Source organism: Rhodococcus sp. KB6, from assembly GCF_001445685.1.
Taxonomy (GTDB): domain Bacteria; phylum Actinomycetota; class Actinomycetes; order Mycobacteriales; family Mycobacteriaceae; genus Rhodococcus_F; species Rhodococcus_F qingshengii.
In genome coordinates, this window is the sequence record NZ_LNAK01000163.1 from 25336 (window position 1) to 49698 (window position 24363).

Consider the following 24363-nt stretch of genomic DNA (forward strand, 5'->3'; position numbering starts at 1 on the left):
AACGCAGGCGGACGGGTGTTTTCACCACGATCGACTGCACTGAGTTTTCCGCTTTGAGCGAAGTAGGGCGGCACCGGGACTCCGGTGCCGCCCTACTTCGTTACTGTCTGTGTCAGTAGAAGTGTTTCGCATAGACGATCCACCGCACAAGTAGATCCACATAGAAGGCAGGTACCGTGACTTCCAATCACCTGGAGACTTTGCAGAGTCCCGCCATGACTTCAGCGACCGCTGGGTTGAACCTCAGCGACTCGGTGTACGAGCGCTTGCTGCGAGAGCGCATCATTTTCCTCGGTACCCAGGTCGACGACGACATCGCCAACAAGCTGTGCGCACAGATCCTGCTGCTCTCGGCCGAGGACCCGACGCGAGACATCTCGCTCTACATCAACTCGCCCGGTGGATCCGTGACCGCAGGTATGGCGATCTTCGACACGATGCAGTTCGCCGAGTGCGACATCGCCACCTTCGGCATGGGCCTTGCGGCGTCGATGGGTCAGTTCCTGCTCTCGGCAGGCACCAAGGGCAAGCGCTACGCACTGCCTCACGCCCGCATCATGATGCACCAGCCGTCCGCCGGCATCGGTGGTTCCGCCAGTGACATCGCGATCATGGCCGAGCAGTTCAAGCACACCAAGCGCGAAATGGCCGAGCTGATTGCTCAGCACACCGGCCAGACGGTCGAGCAGATCACCGCGGACTCCGATCGTGACCGTTGGTTCACGGCGAAGGAAGCTCTCGAGTACGGCTTCGTCGACCACGTCGTCTCCCGTGCGAATCAGGCCGGCGGCACCGGCAACTGAGCCGGTTCGCCCGTCCTTTCGCTGCCCAATTCATACTTTGGAGAACTGATGACCAATCTTTTCGGAGCTAACTCGCTGGGCGGCCAGGCGCCGTCGGGCCCCCAATCGCGTTACATCCTGCCCCAGTTCACGGAGCAGACCAGCTACGGCGTCAAGACGTCCGACCCGTACAACAAGCTGTTCGAGGAGCGCATCATCTTCCTCGGCTCGCAGGTCGACGACGTGTCCGCCAACGACCTCATGGCGCAGTTGCTGGTTCTCGAATCGCAGGATCCGGACCGCGACATCACGATGTACATCAACTCGCCCGGTGGTTCTTTCACCGCGCTGATGGCGATCTACGACACGATGCAGTACGTCCGTGCCGACATTTCCACCGTCTGCCTCGGTCAGGCTGCTTCGGCAGCTGCCGTGCTTCTGGCCGGCGGTACGCCGGGCAAGCGCTTCGCGCTCCCCAACTCGCGCATTCTGATCCACCAGCCGGCTACGGGCGGCATCCAGGGTCAGGTTTCCGATCTGGAGATCCAGGCTGCGGAGATCGAGCGTATGCGTCGGCTCATGGAGAGCACGCTGTCGTTGCACACGGGTAAGGATCCGGAGACCATCCGCGTCGACACCGATCGCGACAAGATCCTCACGGCCGAGCAGGCCAAGGAGTACGGCATCATCGACGACGTGCTGGCTTACCGGAAGCTCAGCGCACAGAAGTAGTCGATTTCCGCCTCGTGTCGAGGATCTGTTACCCGATTCCCGACACGAGGCGGACACGTCGAGAAGTGCCTGGTGGAGCGCTTGCCAGGCTGAAATCTCGACTCTTTTCTTTTTTATCCGCAGACGAAACGCCGAGAACAGGTCGACCCCGTTCGGGATCTGCGGGTACCGTCACTTCACGGGCTGGTTCTCGACCGGCGTTCTGCGATTGTTCGACCAGATTTGTTCGATCAGTTTGTCTGATCTGACAACTACCGAAGTACTGCGGAGCGTCTCGACCGATCGAGTGGCGGCGAGTGCACGTACATGATGGAAAGTAGGGACCTCACGAGATGGCACGCATCGGCGACGGCGGGGATCTGCTCAAGTGCTCTTTCTGCGGTAAGAGTCAGAAGCAGGTCAAAAAGCTCATTGCAGGACCCGGGGTGTACATCTGCGACGAGTGCATCGACCTCTGCAACGAGATCATCGAAGAGGAATTGGCCGAATCGAGCGAGGTCAAGCTCGACGAGCTTCCCAAGCCTGCGGAGATCCGAGAATTCCTCGAGAACTACGTCATCGGTCAGGACTCCGCCAAGCGGACGTTGGCCGTGGCCGTCTACAACCACTACAAGCGCATTCAGGCCGGCGACAAGGGCCGTGACGCGCGGGGTGAGACGGTTGAGCTCGCGAAATCCAACATCTTGATGCTCGGCCCCACCGGCTGTGGCAAGACGTATCTCGCTCAGACTCTCGCGAAGATGCTCAACGTCCCGTTCGCCATCGCTGACGCGACGGCGTTGACCGAGGCCGGTTACGTCGGTGAGGACGTCGAGAACATTCTGCTCAAACTGATTCAGGCTGCCGACTACGACGTCAAGCGCGCCGAGACCGGAATCATCTACATCGACGAGGTCGACAAGATCGCCCGTAAGAGCGAGAACCCGTCGATCACGCGTGACGTCTCCGGCGAAGGCGTTCAGCAGGCGTTGCTGAAGATCCTCGAAGGTACGCAGGCGAGCGTCCCGCCGCAGGGTGGCCGTAAGCATCCGCACCAGGAATTCATTCAGATCGACACCACGAACGTGCTGTTCATCGTCGCGGGCGCTTTCGCAGGTCTCGAGCGGATCGTCTCCGATCGTGTCGGCAAGCGCGGTATCGGTTTCGGCGCCGAGGTTCGGTCGAAGGCCGAACTGGATACGGTCGATCGTTTCGCCGAGGTCATGCCGGAGGATTTGATCAAGTTCGGTCTGATTCCCGAGTTCATCGGCCGTTTGCCGATGATCGCGTCGGTGACCAACCTCGACAAGGAATCGCTCGTTCAGATCTTGTCGGAGCCCAAGAACGCTCTCGTCAAGCAGTATCGTCGCCTGTTCGACATGGACGGCGTCGAACTCGAGTTCACCGAAGAAGCGCTCGACGCTATTGCCGACCAGGCGATCTTGCGTGGAACCGGCGCTCGTGGCCTGCGCGCCATCATGGAAGAGGTTCTTCTTCCCGTGATGTACGACATTCCCAGCCGTGACGACGTCGAAAAGGTGGTCGTCACCGCGGAGACCGTCAACGACAACGTACTTCCGACCATCGTTCCGCGTAAGCCGGAACGTGGCGAGCGTCGCGACAAGACGGCTTAGAACTTCAAAACGACTGTGGCCCGGTATCTCTCGCGAGATGCCGGGCCACAGTGGTTCGTGCAGGATGTCTGTCGGGTATTCGGCTAGATCGGGTTGCCGAGTTCCTTGAGGGGGGTGCGGAAAGTCTCCTTGGCGGTGAACGCCGAGATCGCGCAGATGACGCAGGCCACCGAAGTCAGAATGGCAACGGGCATCCAGTGTGTCTTGTCGCCGCCCATGAGGGCGTTGCCGATGGCGGGGGCAAAGCCTGCGAGGGCGAAGCCGACCTGGGTGCCGATCGCAATGCCCGAGTAGCGGACCTTGGTGTTGAACATCTCGGAGTAGAACGACGGCCAGATGGCATTCGGGGCAGCGTAGAAGACGGACATCAATCCGATTGCGGCGAGGAAGATCAGGGGAACGTTGCCGCTGGCGATTGCGCCGAAGTACACGTAGATGAACACCGCGCTACCGAGGGCGCCACCGATGAACAACGGCCTGCGACCGATCCGGTCGGAGAGCATCGCCCAGGCGGGCTGACTGAGCAGGGCTACGGCGTTGGCTGCGATGGCAACCCAGAGCATGGTCGACTTCGGAATCCCCACTTCTTCGGTGGTGGCGAAAGCGAGACCGAAGACGGAGAAGATGGTCGAGACGACGGCGATGAAAGCGCAGCAGATCACGCGAATCAGATTTGCGCTGTGGGTGCGAAGAAGATCGGCAACAGGCAATTTGGCGACGGTCTTGGATTCCTGCTGCTCGGTGAACTCTTCGGGCTCTTCGAGCTTGAGACGCATGATGTATGCCGCGACCAGAACGATCAGGCTGCCCCAGAACGGGATTCGCCAACCCCACGTGTAAAGGATGTCGTCGGGGAGCGCGGCGATGGGCAGGAATACGAGGCTGGCGAGGATGAAGCCGGCCTGGGTGCCGTTGAGGGTCCAACTGCAGAAGAACGCGCGTCGGCCTTCGGGGGCGTGTTCGAGCGTCAGTGAGCTGGCACCGCTCTGTTCACCGGCAGCGGAGATGCCCTGGGCGATTCTCATCAGGACAAGAAGGATCGGTGCAAGAACTCCGATCGAATCGGCGCTGGGAATACATCCGATGAGGAAGGTGGCTGCGCCCATCAGAATGAGCGTGAGCAGCATGATCTTCTTGCGGCCGACGCGGTCACCGAAATGGCCGAGGACTACAGCGCCGAGGGGACGCGCGACGTACGCGACACCGAAGGTGGCCAGCGAGAGCAGAGCCGCATGTCCGCTGTCCGGGAAGAACACCGTGGGGAAGATGAGCGCAGCGGCGGAGGCGTAGATGTAGAAGTCGTAGTACTCGAGCATGCTGCCGAGAAACGACGATGTTGCGGCGCGCTTGACCTTGGTCGTATCCGGCCTTGCCAAGGATCCCGCCTCGGGCCCGGACGGTGTAACCGTGCTAGTTGACATGCTCATCTCCTGGGTGGAAGCGTCGTGGAGGCTCTACATCCGCCGATTGTGTTCGTATAAAGAACGTCTGTGCGGAGAGCGATACAAGGAATGTAACCGACGCCACAGCAACTACACAAGATTATTAACCAAATAGTTCATAAAAATCTACTGGCGGTCACGCTGCTCGTCGAAACCGCAGTTCAGAGAGTTAGGAGGCCGGCTGTGCTGCGGCCGCCACCAACTGCTCCACCTGTTCCTCGGTGATCCCGAGGCCGAAGGTGGCGAGTTTTCCGAGCGGCATCGAGCCTGCGAGTGCCATCATCTCGGGGCTGACCGCCTGTGCACCGTCGCCCGCTGCGGCAGCCATGGCGGCCCCGAGAACTGCGCTGCCGACGGGATGGGCGAGCCATTCGCCGATGGTCGACATGGCGTCGAGCGTGCCGACGCCGACGTTCCCGGCCAGGGTGATCGTGTCGGTGGTTGCGATGTCCCGAGACGAGAAGCCGACGCGGATCTCGTAGTCGCCGGCCTCGATCGCCCAGTCCTTTTCCGTGACAGACCAATAGGCAAATGCCCTGCTGTCGAGCGTGATGGTCACAGTCGCGGATTCGTCGGGGTCGAGGTGGACCTTGGCGAAGCCCTTCAATTCCTGCGCGGGTCGATCGATGCTTGCCGAGGCGTCGTGGACGTAGACCTGAACGACGGTGCTGCCCGATCGGTCGCCGCTGTTGCGCACGGTGACGGTCACTTCGGCGGAGTTCTCACCGGCCTCGACGGAGGTATCGGTGATGTCGAAGGTGGTGTAGCTCAGCCCGAACCCGAACGGGTACGCCACTTCGCGCAGCGCGGAGTCGTAGTAGCGGTATCCCACGTACAGGCCTTCGCCGTAGCGGACGTGCTGCTGTGATCCCGGGAAATGCAGATACGACGGATTGTCTTGGAGGCGAAGCGGAATGGTCTCCGTCAGGCGGCCGGACGGATTCGTGATGCCGAACAGAAGATCGGCAATCGCCGAGCCGCCCGCCTGGCCGAGTAGCCAGCCCTCGAGGATTGCGGCGGCATGATCCTTCCAAGGCTCGATCGCAACCACACCGCCGTTGGCGAGCACGACGACCGTGTTCGGGTTCGCGCCGTGGACCGCTTCCAGCAGGGCGATCTGGTCAGCCGGCAGTTCGATGTCGGTTCGGTCGAATCCTTCGGATTCCGTGGCGGACGGTAGTCCGAGGAACAGCACCGCGACGTCGGCGCGGCGTGCGGCGTCGACAGCCTCGGTGACCATGTCGTCGTCCGGAGTGCCGTCGAAGGTGAAGCCCGGTGCGAAAGTGACGCGGTCGGCGCCTTCGAGGTCGAGGATCGCGTCCAAGGCATTGTCGAGCTTGGTCGGGACCACCTGTGAACTGCCGGCTCCCTGGTACCGCGGGCTGCACGCGAATTCGCCGATCACCGCGACGGTTTGCCCGCCGGGGGTCAGCGGCAGTAGTTCTCCGTCGTTGGCCAGCAAGACAGCGGACTCCGCTGCAGCGGTCCGTGCCAGTTCGTGGTGACGCTCGACGTCGTATGTGTGGCCTTCGGTGCGCGCGGCGGCGGTGCGTGCCACCAGCGTCGCCAGGCGCTCGGCGGCAGTGGTGAGCACTGATTCGTCCAGGTCGCCGCCGCGCACGGCGTCGACGATCTGGGTATCGGTTCCGGTCGGCGGCATTTCCAGGTCGAGGCCCGCGGCGAGTGCCGCCACGCGGTCGTTGACCGCTCCCCAGTCCGAAACGACGAGGCCGTCGAAGCCCCACTGTTCGCGGAGTACCTCGGTGAGCAGCCAATGGTTCTGGCTCGAGTACACACCGTTGATCTTGTTGTACGAGCACATGACCGTCGTCGGGGCCGCGGTCTTGACGGCGTATTCGAAGCCGGCCAGATAGATCTCGCGCAGCGTCCGTTCGTCGACGTCGGCACTGACTCTCATCCGGTCGTGTTCTTGGTTGTTGGCAGCGAAGTGCTTGAGCGAGGTTCCGACGCCGCGAGACTGGATGCCGGTGATCAGCGCTGCCGCGACGCGGCCGGAGAGGAATGGGTCCTCGGAGACGTATTCGAAATTCCTGCCACACAAGGGTGATCGTTTGATGTTGATGCCTGGGCCGAGGAGGACCGAGACCTGTTCGGCTTTGGCCTCGTCGCCCAGAGCCTCACCGACCTGGCGGACGAGGTCGAGGTTCCACGACGAGCCCAACCCGACCGCCGGTGGGAAACATGTCGCTGGAATGCTGTGGCCGAGTCCGAGTGCGTCGCCGCCCTCGGGTTGTTTCCGGACTCCGTGCGGACCGTCGGTCAGGAGTATCGATTCGATTCCGGGAACGGACTGGCTGTGCCAGAAATCCGAGCCCGACGTCAACGACCCCTTCTCCTCGAGTGAAAGCCCGTCTACGTAATTCTCGGTCACGTCATTCCTCCCGGTGGCAGCTGTGAGTTCCACTCACCACCGTAGGGGGATTTTTCGGACTTCGGGGTGGGTCAGGACGGCGCCTTCGAGGTCAAGAACGCAACAACCATGTCGCCGAGCATTGTTCGAAGATGCTCACGATGCGTCGAGTCGGTCAGATCGCGGTCGAAGAGCGCTTTGAAGGTGTAACGATTGGCGATACGAAAGACGCAGTAACTGCTGATCAACATGTGAATATCGAGAGCATCTACGTCGGAGCGGAATGCTCCCGACTGCTGTCCGTCGTGGAGGATCTGCGAGACCAGGTCGGCGGCGGGGGCGCCGAGACCGCTGAGTAGCTCGGATTTCTCAATGTGCTCACCGCGGAGCATGTTCTCGTTGGCTACCAGCCGAATGAAGTTCGGGTGTTGTTCGTGGTGGTCGAAGGTGAGTTCGGCCAAGGCGCGGACCGCTGCGGTGGGGTTCAACCCCTCGAGGTCGAGTTCGCGTTCCTGTGCGCGAATGACGCTGTACGCATGCTCGAGGACGGACTTGTACAGCCCTTCCTTGTCGGTGAAGTAGTAGTAGATCATGCGCTTGGTGGTGTGAGTCTTGGTTGCGATCTCGTCCACTCGGGCGCCGGCAAAGCCTTTGTCGGCAAACTCCTCGGTGGCGACGGCGATGATGTTCACCCTGGTCAGATCGCTGTTTCGGCGTCGTTTCTCCGGCTTCGACACCACGGAGTTCACTGACTGCTCGGAAACCATGTGCTCACTCTATCTGTCAGCAGTTTGTCGACTTTGCTTGTCGAGTCCGCGTCGGGGGAGTAACGTCCAGTGAACTAACTCACTAGTTCGTACATTAGTTTCGAGCGTCAACCCCGAGGTGCCCCTGATGACTTCATCTCTACCGGTTCTGGTCCTCAACGGGCCCAACTTGAATTTGTTGGGCCAGCGCCAACCGGAGTTCTACGGGAGAGACACGCTGGACGACGTCGTTTCCCGCTGTGTAGCGGCGGCCGAGAAGTTCGGGGCGATGGTCGAGGCAAAGCAGTCGAACCACGAGGGCCAACTGATCGATTGGATCCACGAGGCCAGGGGAAACGTTGCGGGCATCGTCATCAATCCCGGTGGGTACTCGCACACCTCCATTGCGTTGCGTGACGCTCTGGTCACACTCGATGCCCCTGTCGTGGAGGTGCACATCAGCAACATCCATGGCCGCGAAGAATTCCGTCACCACTCCTACGTGTCCGGGATCGCCGACGCTGTCATCTGCGGATTGGGAATCGACGGTTACAGCGCCGCAGTCGAATTCGTCTGCGTCCGAGAAGGGAAGAACTGATGAGTGATTCGATCCTCTGCGGTCTGATCGGCACCGGCATCGGAGCCTCCTTGACTCCGATCATGCACGAGGAGGAAGGGCGCAGACAGGGCCTGCCGTACGTCTACCGCATCCTCGATCTCGATGCGATGGGGATGGCGCCGTCGGACATCGGTGAACTTCTCACCTATGCACGACGTTTCGGGTTCCGCGGCCTCAACATCACTCACCCGTGCAAGCAGTTGGTGATCGAGCACCTCGACGAGCTCTCGCCGGATGCGAGCCGGCTCGGAGCGGTGAACACGGTCCTCTTCGACTCCGGCAAGGCGATCGGACACAACACCGATTGGTCGGGCTTCGGCCGAAATTTCGACGACGGACTTCCCGGAGCACAGCTCGATCGTGTCGTGCAGCTCGGCGCCGGCGGAGCTGGTGCGGCGGTTGCCTATGCCGCGCTCAACCGTGGCGTCGGGACGCTGACGTTGGTCGATTCGAGCCTGCCGCGCGCGCAGGAACTTGCACAAACCTTCGCGCAGCAGTTTCCGGCGCAGGTTGTCGAGGCGCGGCACACGAGCGACCTTGCCGAAGTGCTCGGCAACGCAAACGGATTGATCCACGCGACGCCGATGGGAATGGCGGCTCATCCCGGAATGGCATTCTCGCCAGATCTGCTCCGTCCAGATCTGTGGGTAGCGGAAATCGTCTACCGCCCGCTCGAGACCGAACTGTTGCGTCAGGCAAGGTTGATCGGAGCCCCGACGCTCAGCGGAGGCGGAATGACTGTCTTCCAGGCCGTCGACGCGTTCCGGATCTTCACGGGCATCGAGCCCGACAGTAGGCGGATGCTCGCGCACATGACGGAACTTGTACACGGCGAACAGACTGCGGCAGCGCTGTGAGTGCCCCGGTCCGGACGTCGATCGCGACGGTATCGCTCAGTGGCACTCTCGAGGAGAAGCTCGACGCCATCGCTGCTGCCGGCTTCGACGGCTTCGAGGTGTTCGAGCCGGATTTTGTTGCTTCGCCGTGGTCCCCGAAGGAATTACGAACGAGGGCTGCGGATCTGGGCTTGACCCTCGATCTGTATCAGCCGTTCCGTGACTTCGACACGGTGGACGAGGCCCAATTTGCTCGGAATCTTGTTCGAGTGCAACGCAAATTCGAGCTCATGGATCAACTGGGGTGCGAGACGCTCCTGGTGTGCTCCTCGCCCCTGCCGACCGCAAGTCACGATGACGGTCAGTTGACAGAGCAATTCGGAGCTCTCGCCGAACTGGCGTCCGAGCACGGCAAGAAGGTTGCCTATGAGGCGCTCGCGTGGGGTGCCCACGTCAACACGTACGGCCATGCGTGGCAGATCGTCGAGGGCGTCGACCATCCTTCGCTCGGTACCTGTCTGGACAGCTTTCACATCCTCTCGCGCGGTGACGATCCCGCCGGAATTCGCGAGATTCCCGGCGAGAAGATCTTCTTCCTCCAGTTGGCGGACGCTCCGTTCTTGGCGATGGACATCCTCCAGTGGAGCCGGCATCACCGAAACTTCCCGGGGCAGGGCAGCTTCGATCTCAATGCGTTCGCTCAGCATGTCTACGCCACCGGTTACGACGGACCGTGGTCGCTCGAGATCTTCAACGACGTATTCCGCCGCGCCGACACCCAGCGGACGGCAATCGACGCTCATCGGTCGCTCCTGCATCTGGAAGAACAGGTCGCTGCCGCGAACCCTGCCGCCGGTGGACCCACGCTGTTCACCGCCCCGGAGCGCACCCCGCTCGAAGGGATCGTGTCTCTGCGAATCGCTGCGGGTCCGGCTAAACAGGACCAGGTGCACTCGATGCTCTCCCGCGTCGGTTTTCATCTTGTCGGACGGCACCACGATCACGATTTGCAGTTGTGGCGGCACGGACCGCTCACCGTTGCCGTGGATGCGACTGCGGGCACGGTGTGGACGGCGCCCGGGCTGCCTGCGGATCTACCGGTTCTGACTCAGATCGGCATCCGGGCAACCGAACCCGAGGTGTGGGGAGAGCGCGCTCTGGCTCTCGAAGTGCCGGCGACGCGCGTGCAGTTGCCGGGGTCGAGCGACGAGAACTCCGAGGTACCGGACGTCGTACGCCTGAAGGTCACCGATGCGACATCGATCGACCTTCGTGGCCCCGGCAGCGCTGCAGCGTGGGAATCGGCATTCGAGATCTACCCGCTGCCCGCCGAGCGCAATCGTGAACAGGGCGCAGTGTTCACCGGGATCGACCACGTGGCACTGGCGGTTCCGGCCGAGAGCTGGGACGGCATCATGCTGCTCCTGCGGTCCGTGTTCGAGATGCAACCACACGAGGGGCAGGACGTCACCGATTCTGTCGGCCTCATGCGAAGCCAGGCGCTCACGCTCGTTCAAGGCGGTGACGGACATACCCTGCGCATCTCGCTGAACATGGTGGAGGGAAGTCGAAGTGGGCTGCCGACGGTCCGTCGCGGCGGCGTCAGCCACGTCGCCTTCGCGTGTGAGAACATCTTCGGTGCCGCTGCGTCCATGCAGGACTGGGGATTTGCTCCGCTACCCATTTCCCCGAACTACTACGACGATCTGGACGCGCGTTTCGGACTGAATCCGGAACTGCTCGACCGGATGCGCAGCACCGGAATTCTTTATGACGCGGACGCTCACGGCGAGTTCTTCCACCTGTTCACCCCGACCGTCGGGGGAGACCTGTTCTTCGAGGTCGTGCAGCGGGTGGGTGGATACGAGGGGTACGGGGAAGTCAACTCCGCTGTGCGACTGTCGGCTCAGTTGCGTGCGAGTTCGACGTGACCTCGACACGGTGCGGGTGCGAGTAGACGTTCATCGAATCGCCGCGGATGAAACCGGCGAGAGTCAGCCCGGACTCCTGCGCTAGTTCCACGGCCAGCGACGACGGCGCGGAGACAGCACCGAGGATCGGAATGCCGGCCATGACGGCCTTCTGGACGAGTTCGAACGACGCCCGACCGCTGACGATCAAGATCGTGTCGTAGAGGGGCACTCGGCCGTCGGTGATGGCCCAACCGATCACCTTGTCGACGGCGTTGTGACGGCCGACATCCTCGCGCAGTGCCAGGAGTTCGCCGGTGGCGGTGAACAATCCGGCCGCGTGCAGGCCACCGGTGCGCTCGAAGATCCGTTGGCTCTCCCGCAGTGTGACCGGCATGGCCGACAGGATGGTCGAGGTGACGGAAGTCGTGTCACCGACCAGCGGATGTCGCGTCGTGGTTCGGACGGCGTCGAGCGAGGTCTTGCCGCACACTCCGCACGCGGAACTGACGACGGTGTTGCGGTCGGTGGTGTGGTCGGGCAACGGCACTCCGGGAGCGAGAGCGATGTCGAGGACGTTGTACGTGTTCGCACCGGATTCGTCGACGCCGTCGCAGTAGCGGACGATGCTCACGTCGTCGCGGGTGGCGATGACACCTTCGCTGAGAAGGAATCCGTGCACGAGATCGACGTCGTTGCCGGGGGTCCGCATCGTCACTGCCAGCACCTGACCGCCAACTCTCATTTCGAGTGGTTCCTCGACGGCCAGCGTGTCGGGGCGCGTGACGACCCGATCACCCGAGATTCGAACGACCGGTGTTCGTGCGGTGACTCGTCCCATCTCAGGCGCCCGATGCTTCGAGTCGAACGGTGACGGCCTTCGACACCGGCGTGTTCGACTTGGCCGCAACGTGTTCGAGGGGAACGAGCGGATTCGTCTCCGGGTAGTACGCCGCAGCATTGCCGCGCGGGGTGTCGTAGGAGACGATGCGGAATTCCGTGACCCGACGCTCTTCGAGTGTGCCGTCGGGTGTTGTCCACTCGGACACGATGTCGACGAGATCGCCGTCACGGAATCCGAGCGCGGTGATGTCTTCGGCGTTGACGAGGATGACTTTGCGTCCGCCCTTGATGCCGCGGTATCTGTCGTCGAGGCCGTAGATCGTGGTGTTGTACTGGTCGTGGCTGCGCATCGTCTGCAGAATCAGGCGCCCACTCGGAGTGGGTATCCAGTGCAGGTCGTTCACTCCGAAGTTGGCTTTGCCGGTGTGCGTGCGGAACTCACGCGAGTCACGCGGCGGGTGGGGGAGTTGGAATCCGTCTGGCTCTCGAACGCGGGAGTTGTAGTTTTCGCAGCCTGGCACTACCCGTGAGATGGAATCGCGGATCAGGTCGTAGTTGCCCTCGAAGGCCGACCAGCGGACGGAGTGATCGTTGCCGAGTAGTTCGCGGGCGAGTTGGCAGATGATGGCGACTTCGCTACGCAGGTAGGGGCTGACCGGTGTGAGGCGTCCGCGCGACAGGTGCACCATGGACATCGAATCCTCCACGGAGACAAGCTGCTTTCCGCCGGCTTGGACGTCGAGGTCGGTGCGTCCGAGGGTGGGGAGGATGATCGCGGTCTGCCCGTGGACCACGTGACTGCGGTTCAGCTTGGTGGACACCTGCACGGTGAGTTCGCATTGACGCAACGCTGTTTCGGTCGCTGCGGTGTCCGGGCTTGCCTGGATGAAGTTGCCGCCCATCGCCATGAAGAAGCTTGCCTTGCCTGCGTTCATGGCGCGGATCGCGTCGACGGTGTCCCATCCGTGCTTGCGGGGACTCGAGATCGAGAACTCGGTATCGAGCGCGGCCAGGAACTCTTCCGGCATCTTTTCCCAGATGCCCATCGTGCGGTCACCCTGGACATTGGAGTGTCCTCGCACCGGACAAACGCCGGCACCGGGTTTGCCCATCATTCCACGCATGAGCAGCAGGTTGACTGCTTCTTCGATGGTGGCGACTCCGTGTGTGTGCTGAGTGATCCCCATGGCCCAGCAGGTGACGGTTCGCTCGGATCGGGCAAGTGCGGCAGCCGTTTCCTCGAGCTGTGCCATCGACAGACCCGTTGCCTCGAGTACCGTGTCGAGATCGACCGCGCGGATGTGCTTCTCGTATTCGTCCCAACCGGCGCAGTACCGGTCGACGAAAGCGCGGTCGACGACCGTCCCGGGAGCGCGATCTTCCTGCTCGAGCAGCAGCTTCCCCAGGCCTTGGAACAGCGCCATGTCGCCGCCCAGCCGGATCTGCAGGAACTCGTCCGCGATGTCGACTCCGTGCCCGATCACGCCGGACACCTTCTGTGGATCCTTGAACCTGCGCAATCCCGCCTCGGGCAGAGGATTGATGGCAATGATCTTGGCGCCGTTGCTCTTTGCCTTCTCCAGCGTCGAGAGCATTCGAGGGTGGTTGGTGCCGGGGTTCTGTCCGGCGATGAGAATGAGATCGGCGTTCTCGAGGTCGGGAACCGTCACCGAGCCTTTGCCGATGCCGATGGATTCGGTCAGTGCGCTTCCGGACGACTCGTGACACATGTTGGAACAGTCGGGCATGTTGTTGGTGCCGTAGCTGCGAATCATCAACTGGTAGAGAAACGCGGCTTCGTTGGACGTGCGACCGGAGGTGTAGAACACCGCTTCGTCCGGCGATGCGAGGCCGTTCAGATGTTCGGCGATCAGTGCGTACGCGCCGTCCCAGTCGATCGGCCGGTAATGGGTTGCTCCCGGCGTCAGGACCATCGGGTGCGTCAGTCGCCCCTGCTGTCCGAGCCAGTAGTCGGTCTTGCCTTCGAGATCGGCGATCGAGTGCTCCGCGAAGAATTCGGGTGTGACGGTGCGAAGCGTTGCTTCCTCGGCAACAGCCTTCGCTCCGTTCTCGCAGAATTCGGCGGGCTTGCGATGTCCGGGAGTCTCCGGCCACGCACACCCCGGGCAGTCGAAGCCGTGTCGCTGGTTGAGTCTGGTGAGCGTTCGGGCGGTCCGCAAGGCTCCCATCTGCTCGATTCCTCGTTGCAGCGACACCAGAACGGCCGGAACTCCGGCGGCGTAGTCCTTGGGGTGCGTGACTTCGAGATCCGATTCGTCGATGTCCTTCGAGGGGCCCTGGCGCGTCATGTCTCCATAGTGGCCCGAACGGCGCGGTACTGCCATCGAATGGGCCGGTCGAACTAGCCGGAATGAAGCTTTCATCGGCTAGCCTTACCTACCGAACCAGCAGACTTTAAGGGGTAGGAACATGGATCGAACGGACGCAGGTCGGCTGACCCGGCGCGGATTTCTGATCGGCACGTCGGGAGCGTTGCTGGCATTCGCCGCAGCCTGCTCCAGTTCGAACGACGAGGACACACCTCCCAGCGGTGACTCTGCGGAATCGATCACCCACAAGTTCGGGGCTACGGAGTTGCCCAAGGATCCGCAGCGGATCGTCAGTGTCGGATACAACGATCAAGATGCGATCCTGGCGCTCGGTGGGACCTTGGTCGGAACCTTCGACTGGTACGGCGATTACCCCTACGGCGTGTGGCCCTGGGCGCAGCCGCTGCTGAACGGGGCGACTCCCGAGATCATCGGAACCGCGGGCACCACCATTCAGATGGAGAAGGTCGCTGCCACGACACCCGACCTGATTGTCGGCACCTACTCCGGGCTCACTCAGGCGCAATACGACAAACTCAGTGCCATTGCACCGACGGTGGCGCAGCCCAAGGAGTTCGCGGATTACGGAATCCCCTGGCAGAACCAGACGACCATCATCGGCGAAGCGTTGGGGCAGCAGGGTAAGGCCACCGAGCTGATCGCCGGCGTCGACCAGAAGTTCGCCGACGTGAAGACGGCCAATCCGGCGTTTGCCGGCAAGACCGTTCTGGTCGGCGCGTTGAAGGGGCCGGGGCAGTTCGGGGTCTACGGACCGGAAGACCCGAAGGTGCGGTTCTTCACCGAACTCGGATTCGTGAATCCGCCTGTCACCGATCAGATCACGGGTAACTTCGCCGAGATCAGCACCGAGCAACTCTCGCTCGCGGACGTCGACGTACTCGTCTGGTACGCCGGTGGCGGCTACGGCGACAAGCTTCGCGCGGAGCTGGACAAGACCCCGATCTACCAGGAACTCGACGTCGTGAAGGACGGCCGCGCGATCATTCTGGAAGACGCTGCTGCCGAAGCCATGACGTGGAGCACCGTACTGAGCTTGCCGTACGCGCTCGAACAGATTCCGCCGCGGATTGCGGGCTTGCTCGTCTGATCGGTTCAAGGGCAGCGCTGTTCAAAGTCCAGTGATTCGGACAGTCGGCGGTACTCTCGCCTCATGGGTGTACACGTACGGCCGGCTGTCCGATCCGATATTCCGGCACTGTCGGCAGTGTTGGCCGAGGCGTTCGAAGATGATCCCTTGATGGCGTGGATGTTGCCGGACGAGGCCACCAGGGCTGATCGCCTGACGAAACTGTTTGCCGCAGAAGCTCGTTACCACCACCTCGCCGGGGGCGGCGTCGAGGTGGCCACCGACGACAACGGCCTGATCGGCGGGGCAACTCTGTGGGATCCGCCGGGGCGGTGGAAGCAGTCGTGGATTTCCGGGCTCGTGAGCCTGCCCGCAATGGTGCGTGTCTTCGGCAGGGGCCTACGACACGCGGCCGAGGTCAGCTCCGTTCTCGAAGGAGCACACCCGAATTCGCCGCACTGGTATCTCGCGACCGTCGGGACCGGCAGCGCGGCGCGCGGTGGGGGATACGGCAAAGCGCTGCTGAACTCTCGGTTGGAGCGTTGTGACCGTCAACATGTCGACGCTTACCTCGAGAGCAGCAAGGAATCGAACATCCCGTACTACAACCGCTTCGGTTTCGAAGTGACCCGTGACATCGTCATGCCAGGCGGCGGGCCGACGATCTACGCAATGATGCGTCAACCGCGGGGCGCGTGATACGAACTAGTGGTGACCCAGATTCCCGAGCTCCACGCAGGCACACCGTTCGACGAACTCGACGACTACATCGCTCTGGCCAGGTTGTCCGGCCTGGTGTTGTCACCTGACGGCTCGCTGCTGATCTGCGCGCGCGCCGTTCTCGACGACAAGAGCGCCGAATACGTGTCCTCGTTGTGGGAGATCGACCCGGAAGGCCGGCGTCCTGCGCGTCGGTTGACCTGGGGTTCGACCAGCGAGTCCGGTGCTGCCTTCGCGTTCGACGGCGACGTGCTCTTCACTGCCACGCGAGCCGTGCCGGGCGAGAGTGATCCGCAACCAGCACTCTGGCGCCTACCAGCGGCGGGCGGAGAAGCTCAGCTGCTGATCTCGCGTCCCGGTGGTGTCTCGTCGGTATCAGCGGCGAAGGCGGCGCCGACGTTCGTGGCCCAGACGTCGGTCATGGCTTCGGCGATCAGCCTCGACCAGGACGATCAGGTGCGATCGGCGCGCAAGGACAAGAAAGTCACGGCGATGCTGCACACCGGTTATCCGGTGCGCCACTGGGACCACGACCTGGGCCCCGATCATCCGCATCTGGTTGTGGCCGAGACGGATTCGAAGGAATCCGTCGAGTTGCGGGACATCACACCGACGGCAGGCGCAGCGCTGCGGGAGACGTCGACCACGATTTCCGACGACGGTCTCTTCGTCGTGACCACGTGGACTGTCGGCGATGCGAGTGCCGCCCGCCGATCGACGTTGGTTCGGATCGACACGGTGACCGGTGACCGAGTCACGCTTGTCGACGAGGCCGACGCGGACGTCTACAACCCGGTGCTCTCGCCGGACGGAACCAAGCTCGCGTTCATCCGGGAGACACTCACCACACCGGAGTCCGCACCACGAATGACTCTGCAGCTCTACGACTTCGGATCCGGTGCCGTGACCGGCGTCGCCGACGGCTGGGATCGCTGGCCTACCTCACTTGCCTGGCTACCCGACGGATCCGGGCTGGTCGTCACCGCTGACGACGGCGGCCGCGGTCCGATCTTCACCATCGACCTGTGGGGCCAACCAGTACGCCTGACAGCCGACGACGCGGCGTACACCGACCTTCGAGTGGCGCCGGACGGTGAGTCGATCTACGCGTTGCGAGCCTCGTACGAAGCGCCCCCGCACGTGGTGCGGGTCGATCTGCGATCAGGTGAGATCACCGCACTTCGTGGGCCCGACACTTTGCCGGAGCTGCCGGGAACACTGACCGAGATCACCGCGCGTGCCGAGGACGGTTCGACGGTGCGTAGCTGGTTGGCGCTGCCGACGGGCGCCGCGCCGCATGCACCGGTGCCATTGCTTCTCTGGGTCCACGGCGGCCCACTCGGTTCGTGGAACACCTGGTCCTGGCGGTGGAATCCGTGGCTGCTCGTCGCCAAGGGCTATGCAGTACTGCTACCAGATCCCGCGCTCTCGACCGGATACGGCCAGGACTTCGTCCAGCGGGGGTGGGGTCAGTGGGGCAAGGCGCCCTTCACCGATCTGATGGCGATCACCGATGCTGCTGTCGCCCAGCCCGAGATCGACCCCAAGCGAACCGGCGCGATGGGTGGTTCGTTCGGTGGTTACATGGCCAACTGGATTGCCGGACATACCAACCGTTTCGACGCCATCGTCACCCACGCGAGTCTGTGGGCACTCGATCAATTCGGCCCGACGACGGACGCTGCCTGGTACTGGCAGCGCGAGATGTCGCCTGAGATGGCCGTCGAGAATTCGCCGCATCTGTACGTCGCGGACATCACGACTCCGATGCTGGTCATCCATGGCGACAAGGACTACCGGGTTCCGATCGGTGAGGGCTTGCGACTCTGGTACGAACTGCTTGCCGAGTCAGGTCTGCCCGCCGACGACGACGGGAAAACGGACCATCGCTTCCTCTACTTCCCCGACGAGAATCATTGGGTGCTCAAGCCGCAGCACACCAAGATCTGGTACGAGGTGGTCACCGCGTTCCTCTCCGAGCACGTTCTCGGCGAAGATGTCGCGCTACCGGAGATTCTGGGCTGAACCCGCGCGTGCCTCGTTCGGATGAAACACCGAACGAGGCACGAGCGTCTTCGCGTGGATCCGGACCGGAATCAGGCGCCGGGGCAACGAACGGTGTACGACCACTCGGTGTGGTCAGGGCCCGTGACGCGAACCAGAACGGACGACGCCCCACCGGCGGGCACGTTGACGACAGCTGAACCAGTTCCCTCGTTGATGTTGTCGCCGATGTATCCGGTGCTGTGGATCAACCGACCTTCGTAGTACACCTCGATCAGGTCCGGGACGTTTTCGGTCTCGTAGCCGAGCACGAACGAGGTCGGGCCACCGCGGCCGAGTTCGTGCTTGGTGCTGGTGATTCCTGCGCCGCCCGAGACGGTCGAGGCGTCGCAGCGCTGCGTGGGCGCAAACGATCCGCCGCCGCCGCTGCCGCTGGCCAGGCCACTTAGAATTTCCCTGACGTTGCCACTGGCCAGGCCGTTGACGATGTCCGTCGCGCTGGTCGAGCCGGCGTTCAGGCCGCCGAGGACGTCGTTGAGGTTCCCAGTGGCGATCCCGCCGACGATGTCACCCACGCTGCCGCTGGCGATGCCGTTTGCGATGTCGTTCCCGATATCGCCGACGCTTCCGTTGATCGTGGCGCTGCCACTGTCGATGCTTCCTTGCACACTTTCTTCGATGCCGGGGGCAGCAGACGCAGTCGCCGGAAGCACGAGGGCAACCGCCGCTCCGATCGTCGCGGCCGCCGCCAAGGTTCGAACGCCGGGACGGCGAGAACTCCAGTTGTTCAACATATTTGCTCCACAGGTCGTTGGTCGGTCGTCCTTCAGAGCGATCCTGTCAGCGGAGCGGATCGGTGAATATCGTTTGTTCGGCTGACCCCGGACCGCGGGGCAGTCGTTCGTGTGCGCTGCGGCGGCCGACGGGCGAATTCGTTCACGACGGGGGAGTCATTAGGATCAAGTGGTGACCAGTGCAGCTCCAGAGAACCCCCAGACCCCCGCCGACGCCCTACCCAAGAGCTGGGACCCCAGCGCGGTAGAGGCCGATCTGTATCAAGGCTGGGTAGACGCCGGGTACTTCCAGGCCGACGCGACCAGCGACAAGCCCGGCTACTCCATCGTGCTGCCGCCCCCCAACGTCACCGGCAGCCTGCACATGGGCCATGCCCTGGATCACACCCTCATGGACGTGCTCAGCCGTCGCAAGCGGATGCAGGGCTACGAGGTGCTGTGGCTGCCAGGCATGGACCACGCCGGTATCGCCACGCAGTCCGTCGTCGAGAAGCAACTCGCTGCCGACGGAAAGACCAAGGAAGATTTCGGCCGCGAGCTGTTCATCGACAAGGTCTGGGACTGGAAGCGCGAATCCGGTGGAACCATCGGTGGCCAGATGCGGCGCATCGGTGACGGCGTCGACTGGAGTCGTGATCGTTTCACGATGGACGAGGGCCTCTCCCGCGCAGTCCAGACAGTCTTCAAACGCATGTTCGACGAGGGCCTGATCTACCGCGCCGAGCGTCTCGTGAACTGGTCGCCGGTGCTGCAGACCGCGATCTCCGACATCGAGGTGAAGTTCGAGGACGTCGAGGGTGAGCTGGTTTCCCTGCGCTACGGCTCGCTCGACGACAACGAGCCGCACGTCATCGTCGCGACCACTCGCGTCGAGACAATGCTCGGTGACACCGCAGTAGCGGTCCATCCCGAGGACGAGCGCTACAAGCACCTCATCGGCACCACTCTCGATCATCCGTTCACCGGGCGTCAGATCCCGATCATCGCCGACGACTACGTCGACCCCGAGTTCGGAACCGGCGCTGTGAAGATCACGCCGGCTCACGATCCCAACGACTTCGAGATGGGCCTGCGGCACAACCTGCCGATGCCCACCATCATGGACAAGACCGGCAAGATTGCCGACACCGGAACCGAATTCGACGGAATGGACCGCTTCGAGGCTCGCGTCAAGGTTCGCGAAGCTCTCGCCGAGCAGGGACGCGTCGTCGCCGAGAAGCGCCCGTACCTGCACAGCGTCGGGCACTCCGAGCGCAGTGGCGAGGCCATCGAGCCTCGTCTCTCGTTGCAGTGGTGGGTCAAGGTCGAGACGCTCGCCAAGGCTGCGGGTGACGCGGTTCGCAACGGGGACACCGTCATTCACCCGGCGAGCCAGGAGCCACGCTGGTTCGACTGGGTCGACAACATGCATGACTGGTGCATTTCCCGTCAGCTCTGGTGGGGTCACCGCATTCCGGTCTGGTACGGCCCCGAGGGTGAAGTTGCGTGCTTCGGTCCTGACGAAACGGCGCCGGAAGGCTGGGTCCAGGATCCCGACGTCCTCGATACCTGGTTCTCCTCCGGACTGTGGCCCTTCTCGACGATGGGCTGGCCGGACAATACGCCCGAACTCGAAAAGTTCTATCCCACCAGCGTTCTCGTCACCGGCTACGACATCCTGTTCTTCTGGGTCGCCCGCATGATGATGTTCGGCACCTACGTGTCCGAGGACGAGTCGATCACCGCCGGTCCGGGTAAGTCCGGCGCGCAGATGCCGTTCAAGGACGTGTTCCTGCACGGACTGGTCCGCGATCAGTACGGCAAGAAGATGTCGAAGTCTCGCGGCAACGGTATCGACCCACTCGACTGGGTCGATCGTTTCGGCGCCGACGCCCTGCGATTCACACTTGCACGCGGCGCCAACCCGGGCAGCGACCTGTCCGTCGGTGAGGATTCGGCGCAGTCCTCGCGCAACTTCGCGACCAAGTTGTTCAACGCGACCAAGTTCGCTCTGATGAACGGCGCTGCTCCCGCGCCGTTGCCCGCTCGAAGCGAACTGACCGACGCCGATCGTTGGATCCTCGACCGTCTCGACACGGTCCAGGCCGAGGCGGACGCCGCATTCGATCGCTACGAGTTCAGCAAGGCGTGCGAAGGCCTGTTCCACTTCGCGTGGGACGAGGTCTGTGACTGGTACCTCGAACTCGCCAAGGTGCAGTTCGCCGCCGACGAGGCCGTCGCCGCGAACACCCGCGCCGTGCTCGGCAACGTTCTCGATGCACTGCTCCGCCTCCTGCACCCGGTCATTCCGTTCGTGACCGAAACCCTGTGGAAGGTGCTCACCGGCGGCGAGTCCGTCGTCGTCGCCGAATGGCCCACGTTGTCCGGTGAGGCAGTCGACGCCCAGGCCGCAACCAGGATCGAAGACACGCAGAAGCTGATCACCGAGGTGCGACGATTCCGAAACGATCAGGGACTCAAGCCTTCCCAGAAGGTCCCGGCTCGTGCGTCCGGGCTATCGGAGGCCGGCATGGACGGCCAGTTCGCCTACGTGGCGGCGCTGGCCAAGCTGACCGAACCCGAAGAGGGATTCACCGCGTCGATCTCCGTCGAGGTGCGCCTGAGCCAGGGCACCGTCACTGTCGACATCGACACCTCGGGCACCATCGACCTCGGCGCGGAGAAGAAGCGGCTCGAAAAGGACCTCGCGGCAGCGCAGAAGGAGCTCGTCACCGCTGACAACAAGCTGGCGAACGAGGCCTTCCTGGCGAAGGCGCCCGACGCCGTCGTCGACAAGATCAAGACACGTCGCCAGATCGCCGTCGAAGAGATCGAGCGCATCACGGGACGTCTGAAGGAGCTGGCCGACAAGTGAGTTCGTACGAGCCGTCCCAATTCGACGCTCAGAGTTCGGTTCCGACTCCGGTCGACATCGCCGAACTGGCGCTGGTGGAAGCAGAACTCGACAAGCGTTGGCCCGAGACCAAGATCGAGCCGTCACTGACTCGTATCGAGGCGCTCATGGATGTCCTGGGCTCGCCTCAGCACAACTATCCGTCGGTGCACGTCACGGGAACCAACGGTAAGACGTCGGTAACGCGCATGATCGATTCGTTGATGACGGCTCTGCATCGTCGCACCGGGCGAACCACCAGCCCTCATCTGCAGATCGCGACCGAGCGGATCAGCATCGACGGTCATCCGATCTCGCCGCGGCTCTACGTGGACACGTTCCGCGAGATCGAGCCGTACGTGCAGATGATCGACGCACAGTCGGAGGAAGCCGGGGGACCGGCGATGAGCAAGTTCGAAGTGCTCACCGCCATGGCCTATGCGGCCTTCGCGGAGGCGCCGGTCGACGTCGCCGTGGTCGAGGTCGGCCTCGGCGGACGCTGGGACGCCACCAACGTGATCGACGGACAGGTTGCGGTGATCACCCCGATCAGCCTCGATCACGCCGAGTACCTGGGCACCGACCTGGCCGGGATCGCGGAGGAGAAGGCCGGGATCATCAAGAAGGGCCGCGAGGACCTGGTTCCGGTGGACACCGTCGCGATCATCGCCGAGCAGACTCCCGAAGTCATGGAGGTATTGCTGCGGCGTGCTGTCGAGGTGGAGGCCGCGGTCGCTCGTGAAGGCTCGGAGTTCAAGGTGCTTGCTCGCCAGATCGCGGTGGGCGGACAGCAGCTCGAACTTCAAGGCTTGAGCGGTGTGTACACCGACATCTTCCTCCCCCTTCACGGTGAGCATCAGGCGCGCAACGCCGCGCTCGCGCTCGCTGCCGTAGAAGCGTTCTTCGGTGCCGGTCCGGATCGACAACTGGATCAGGATGCAATCCGCAACGGGTTCGCCTCGGTCGTCAATCCCGGTCGCCTCGAACGTGTTCGGAGTGCGCCGACGGTCTTTCTCGACGCCGCCCACAATCCAGACGGTGCTCGCGCTCTCGCGGCCGCACTGTCCGCCGAGTTCGACTTCCGCAAGCTCGTGGGAGTGGTCAGCGTCATGGCGGACAAGGACGTCGACGCCATCTTGACTGCATTCGAATCCGTCTTCGACGAGATCGTCGTCACCCACAACGGGTCACCCCGGGCGATGGACGTCGAAGAACTGGCGAACATCGCCGTCGCGAAGTTCGGCGACGAGCGCGTCGTCGTTGCGCCGGTGCTTGCCGACGCCTTGGAAGTCGCGATCGAAATCGCCGAGCAGGTCGCCGAACCCGGTGAGGCCGTATCAGGGGCGGGTGTGGTGGTGACGGGATCCGTCGTGACCGCAGGCGCCGCCCGCACGCTGTTCGGAAAGGACCCCGCGTGAGTACCCCGTCAGATGCCAATCCCGAGTCCGGAGACCACGAGCCCGGAGACACTGCCGGCGAGTTCGGGCCGCCGACCAAGGACCCGTGGAAAAGCTTCCGCGGAGTGATGGCCGGAACCCTGATCCTCGAGGCGATCGTCGTGCTGCTGGCTTTGCCGGTTGTCGCGGTCGTCGGCGGAGGCCTCACCGCGGCCTCCGCGGGATTCATCATCGGGTTGGCGGTACTGATGATTCTGGGTGCGGGCATCCAGGGCAAGCCGTGGGCGATGGGGTTCAACGTCGCGCTGCAGGTGATCCTTCTGTTCGGTTTCTTCGTCCACCCGTCGATCGCCGGTGTGGCGATCACCTTCGGGATCGTCTGGGGATACCTCGTCTACCTGCAGAGAGACATCAAGCGCCGGATGGACAAGGGCCTGCTTCCCGGTCAGCGGGACTGACCATTTAGGCTGTCCGCTGTGACTGAGCGCACCCTCGTACTGATCAAGCCCGACGCCGTTGCCCGTGGATACGTAGGAGAAATCCTCAGCCGTATCGAGCGCAAAGGCCTGACAATTGCAGCACTCGACCTCCGCGTAGCTTCCGAAGAGGTGGCTGGTAGCCACTACGCAGAACACGCCGAGCGTCCGTTCTACCCGAGCTTGTTGGAGTTCATCACCTCCGGTCCGCTGGTGGCCGCAGTGCTCGAAGGCCCCCGAGCCATCGCTGCTTTCCGTCAGTTGGCCGGCGGAACCGACCCGGTCGACAAGGCTCTTCCGGGTACGATCCGCGGCGACTTCGGACTCGAAGCGCAGCAGAATCTCGTTCACGGCAGCGACTCCGTGGAGTCGGCAGAGCGTGAAATCGCTCTGTGGTTCCCCGCGCTGTCGTCCATCTGAATCTCCGATCGGGCCTCTGGCCCACATGAACGGGCCTTCGGCCCACATCTCCACAGCGAATTCTCGGCACGTATCCCACATCGGTGCGCCCTTTGCAGTTGCAGGCGCGTTGGTGTGGGATACTGCTTTCAGTTGAACCGCAATTTGTTTTACGCACGTTCAACCGGATGACACCTAGGTTCGATGCCCTTTCATCGCTGCTCCAGGTCAACAGGAAATCCCTGGACCTCTGCACGCTGGATGATCAGGCGCTCGCGCACAGGACAACGGCCATCCAGCCAGGCACTTCATGTGCTCGCAGTGAATAACGGGCATTGCGGACCATGCGGAGCGAGACCTTACAATCTCGTACTCACTTCTGAGTGCGAG

The 24363-nt window shown here is 62.9% G+C and carries 19 protein-coding genes; 13 read left to right on the top strand and 6 right to left on the bottom strand.

From position 1 onward, the window contains the following. Positions 1-215 precede the first annotated feature (215 nt). The 3 genes from ASU23_RS31060 (at position 216) to clpX (ending at position 3127) form a co-directional block, all read left to right on the top strand. The gene (locus ASU23_RS31060) at positions 216-803 is read left to right on the top strand and encodes an ATP-dependent Clp protease proteolytic subunit (RefSeq protein WP_007730960.1); all 588 of its coding nucleotides are present in this window, start codon (positions 216-218) and stop codon (positions 801-803) included. Positions 804-851: 48 nt separating this feature from the next. After that, complete coding sequence (locus ASU23_RS31065; protein ID WP_003944539.1) at positions 852-1514, top strand: ATP-dependent Clp protease proteolytic subunit; 663 nt, start codon at positions 852-854, stop codon at positions 1512-1514. A gap of 332 nt (positions 1515-1846) precedes the next feature. Next, the gene (clpX, locus tag ASU23_RS31070) at positions 1847-3127 is read left to right on the top strand and encodes an ATP-dependent Clp protease ATP-binding subunit ClpX (protein ID WP_003944582.1); all 1281 of its coding nucleotides are present in this window, start codon (positions 1847-1849) and stop codon (positions 3125-3127) included. Between the two features lie 83 nt (positions 3128-3210). Here clpX and ASU23_RS31075 read toward each other — a convergent pair whose 3' ends face one another. The 3 genes from ASU23_RS31075 to ASU23_RS31085 all read right to left on the bottom strand — a co-directional run bounded on the left by ASU23_RS31075 (position 3211) and on the right by ASU23_RS31085 (position 7707). Then, a complete protein-coding gene (locus ASU23_RS31075; RefSeq protein WP_058039497.1) occupies positions 3211-4548 on the bottom strand; it encodes an MFS transporter in 1338 nt (445 codons plus the stop codon). 190 nt (positions 4549-4738) lie between these two features. After that, the gene (locus tag ASU23_RS31080; RefSeq protein ID WP_058039498.1) at positions 4739-6961 is read right to left on the bottom strand and encodes a glycoside hydrolase family 3 C-terminal domain-containing protein; all 2223 of its coding nucleotides are present in this window, start codon (positions 6959-6961) and stop codon (positions 4739-4741) included. Between the two features lie 71 nt (positions 6962-7032). Then, the gene (locus tag ASU23_RS31085) at positions 7033-7707 is read right to left on the bottom strand and encodes a TetR family transcriptional regulator (RefSeq protein WP_019749082.1); all 675 of its coding nucleotides are present in this window, start codon (positions 7705-7707) and stop codon (positions 7033-7035) included. A gap of 127 nt (positions 7708-7834) precedes the next feature. On the opposite strand from ASU23_RS31085, the gene aroQ reads away from it, so the two are divergent. Genes aroQ through ASU23_RS31100 form a run of 3 tightly spaced genes read left to right on the top strand, consistent with a single transcriptional unit; the run spans position 7835 to position 11072 of the window. After that, positions 7835-8284, top strand: coding sequence for a type II 3-dehydroquinate dehydratase (gene aroQ / locus ASU23_RS31090; protein WP_042923833.1), 450 nt, complete (start codon positions 7835-7837; stop codon positions 8282-8284). Continuing rightward, complete coding sequence (locus ASU23_RS31095) at positions 8284-9162, top strand: shikimate dehydrogenase (protein ID WP_058039390.1); 879 nt, start codon at positions 8284-8286, stop codon at positions 9160-9162. Before aroQ ends, ASU23_RS31095 begins: the two co-directional genes overlap by 1 nt. Further along, positions 9159-11072 (top strand): sugar phosphate isomerase/epimerase and 4-hydroxyphenylpyruvate domain-containing protein, encoded by a 1914-nt coding sequence (locus ASU23_RS31100; protein WP_030536642.1) that lies wholly within the window; start codon positions 9159-9161, stop codon positions 11070-11072. Before ASU23_RS31095 ends, ASU23_RS31100 begins: the two co-directional genes overlap by 4 nt. Here the strand turns inward: ASU23_RS31100 and fdhD are convergent. Then, on the bottom strand, positions 11023-11892 hold the full coding sequence (gene fdhD / locus ASU23_RS31105; protein WP_058039391.1) for a formate dehydrogenase accessory sulfurtransferase FdhD: 870 nt from the start codon (positions 11890-11892) through the stop codon (positions 11023-11025). The two genes, ASU23_RS31100 and fdhD, sit on opposite strands and share 50 nt — an antisense overlap. A 1-nt stretch (position 11893) precedes the next feature. Further along, a complete protein-coding gene (locus ASU23_RS31110; RefSeq protein ID WP_030536640.1) occupies positions 11894-14203 on the bottom strand; it encodes an FdhF/YdeP family oxidoreductase in 2310 nt (769 codons plus the stop codon). 121 nt (positions 14204-14324) lie between these two features. Between ASU23_RS31110 and ASU23_RS31115 the strand changes: the two genes are divergently transcribed. The 3 genes from ASU23_RS31115 to ASU23_RS31125 all read left to right on the top strand — a co-directional run bounded on the left by ASU23_RS31115 (position 14325) and on the right by ASU23_RS31125 (position 18056). Continuing rightward, positions 14325-15332 (top strand): iron-siderophore ABC transporter substrate-binding protein, encoded by a 1008-nt coding sequence (locus ASU23_RS31115; protein WP_030536639.1) that lies wholly within the window; start codon positions 14325-14327, stop codon positions 15330-15332. Positions 15333-15395: 63 nt separating this feature from the next. Beyond that, positions 15396-16010: a GNAT family N-acetyltransferase gene (locus tag ASU23_RS31120; protein WP_042450225.1), complete on the top strand. Its 615-nt coding sequence runs from the start codon at positions 15396-15398 to the stop codon at positions 16008-16010. Positions 16011-16022: 12 nt separating this feature from the next. Then, entirely contained in the window at positions 16023-18056 is a 2034-nt protein-coding gene (locus ASU23_RS31125) for a S9 family peptidase (RefSeq protein ID WP_050654660.1), read from the top strand. A 71-nt stretch (positions 18057-18127) separates the two neighbouring features. Here ASU23_RS31125 and ASU23_RS31130 read toward each other — a convergent pair whose 3' ends face one another. Further along, on the bottom strand, positions 18128-18829 hold the full coding sequence (locus ASU23_RS31130; protein ID WP_058039392.1) for a hypothetical protein: 702 nt from the start codon (positions 18827-18829) through the stop codon (positions 18128-18130). Between the two features lie 172 nt (positions 18830-19001). Here ASU23_RS31130 and ASU23_RS31135 point away from each other — a divergent pair, with 172 nt between their 5' ends. The 4 genes from ASU23_RS31135 to ndk are packed head-to-tail and all read left to right on the top strand — an operon-like array spanning position 19002 to position 23994. Beyond that, on the top strand, positions 19002-21683 hold the full coding sequence (locus ASU23_RS31135) for a valine--tRNA ligase (RefSeq protein ID WP_039973213.1): 2682 nt from the start codon (positions 19002-19004) through the stop codon (positions 21681-21683). Further along, on the top strand, positions 21680-23119 hold the full coding sequence (locus ASU23_RS31140; protein ID WP_030536635.1) for a folylpolyglutamate synthase/dihydrofolate synthase family protein: 1440 nt from the start codon (positions 21680-21682) through the stop codon (positions 23117-23119). The genes ASU23_RS31135 and ASU23_RS31140 overlap by 4 nt, the downstream gene beginning before the upstream one ends. Next, positions 23116-23556 (top strand): DUF4233 domain-containing protein, encoded by a 441-nt coding sequence (locus tag ASU23_RS31145; RefSeq protein WP_003944448.1) that lies wholly within the window; start codon positions 23116-23118, stop codon positions 23554-23556. The genes ASU23_RS31140 and ASU23_RS31145 overlap by 4 nt, the downstream gene beginning before the upstream one ends. 18 nt (positions 23557-23574) lie before the next feature. Then, entirely contained in the window at positions 23575-23994 is a 420-nt protein-coding gene (gene ndk, locus ASU23_RS31150; RefSeq protein WP_003944527.1) for a nucleoside-diphosphate kinase, read from the top strand. Positions 23995-24363 lie beyond the last annotated feature (369 nt).

Excerpts from the sequence above, each read along its gene's own strand:
- ASU23_RS31060 (WP_007730960.1), top strand. The coding sequence starts at position 216 with ATGACTTCAGCGACCGCTGGGTTGAACCTCAGCGACTCGGTGTACGAG.
- ASU23_RS31065 (WP_003944539.1), top strand. The coding sequence starts at position 852 with ATGACCAATCTTTTCGGAGCTAACTCGCTGGGCGGCCAGGCGCCGTCG.
- clpX (WP_003944582.1), top strand. The coding sequence starts at position 1,847 with ATGGCACGCATCGGCGACGGCGGGGATCTGCTCAAGTGCTCTTTCTGC.
- ASU23_RS31075 (WP_058039497.1), bottom strand. The coding sequence starts at position 4,548 with ATGTCAACTAGCACGGTTACACCGTCCGGGCCCGAGGCGGGATCCTTG.
- ASU23_RS31085 (WP_019749082.1), bottom strand. The coding sequence starts at position 7,707 with ATGGTTTCCGAGCAGTCAGTGAACTCCGTGGTGTCGAAGCCGGAGAAA.
- aroQ (WP_042923833.1), top strand. The coding sequence starts at position 7,835 with ATGACTTCATCTCTACCGGTTCTGGTCCTCAACGGGCCCAACTTGAAT.
- ASU23_RS31095 (WP_058039390.1), top strand. The coding sequence starts at position 8,284 with ATGAGTGATTCGATCCTCTGCGGTCTGATCGGCACCGGCATCGGAGCC.
- fdhD (WP_058039391.1), bottom strand. The coding sequence starts at position 11,892 with ATGGGACGAGTCACCGCACGAACACCGGTCGTTCGAATCTCGGGTGAT.
- ASU23_RS31110 (WP_030536640.1), bottom strand. The coding sequence starts at position 14,203 with ATGACGCGCCAGGGCCCCTCGAAGGACATCGACGAATCGGATCTCGAA.
- ASU23_RS31115 (WP_030536639.1), top strand. The coding sequence starts at position 14,325 with ATGGATCGAACGGACGCAGGTCGGCTGACCCGGCGCGGATTTCTGATC.
- ASU23_RS31120 (WP_042450225.1), top strand. The coding sequence starts at position 15,396 with ATGGGTGTACACGTACGGCCGGCTGTCCGATCCGATATTCCGGCACTG.
- ASU23_RS31130 (WP_058039392.1), bottom strand. The coding sequence starts at position 18,829 with ATGTTGAACAACTGGAGTTCTCGCCGTCCCGGCGTTCGAACCTTGGCG.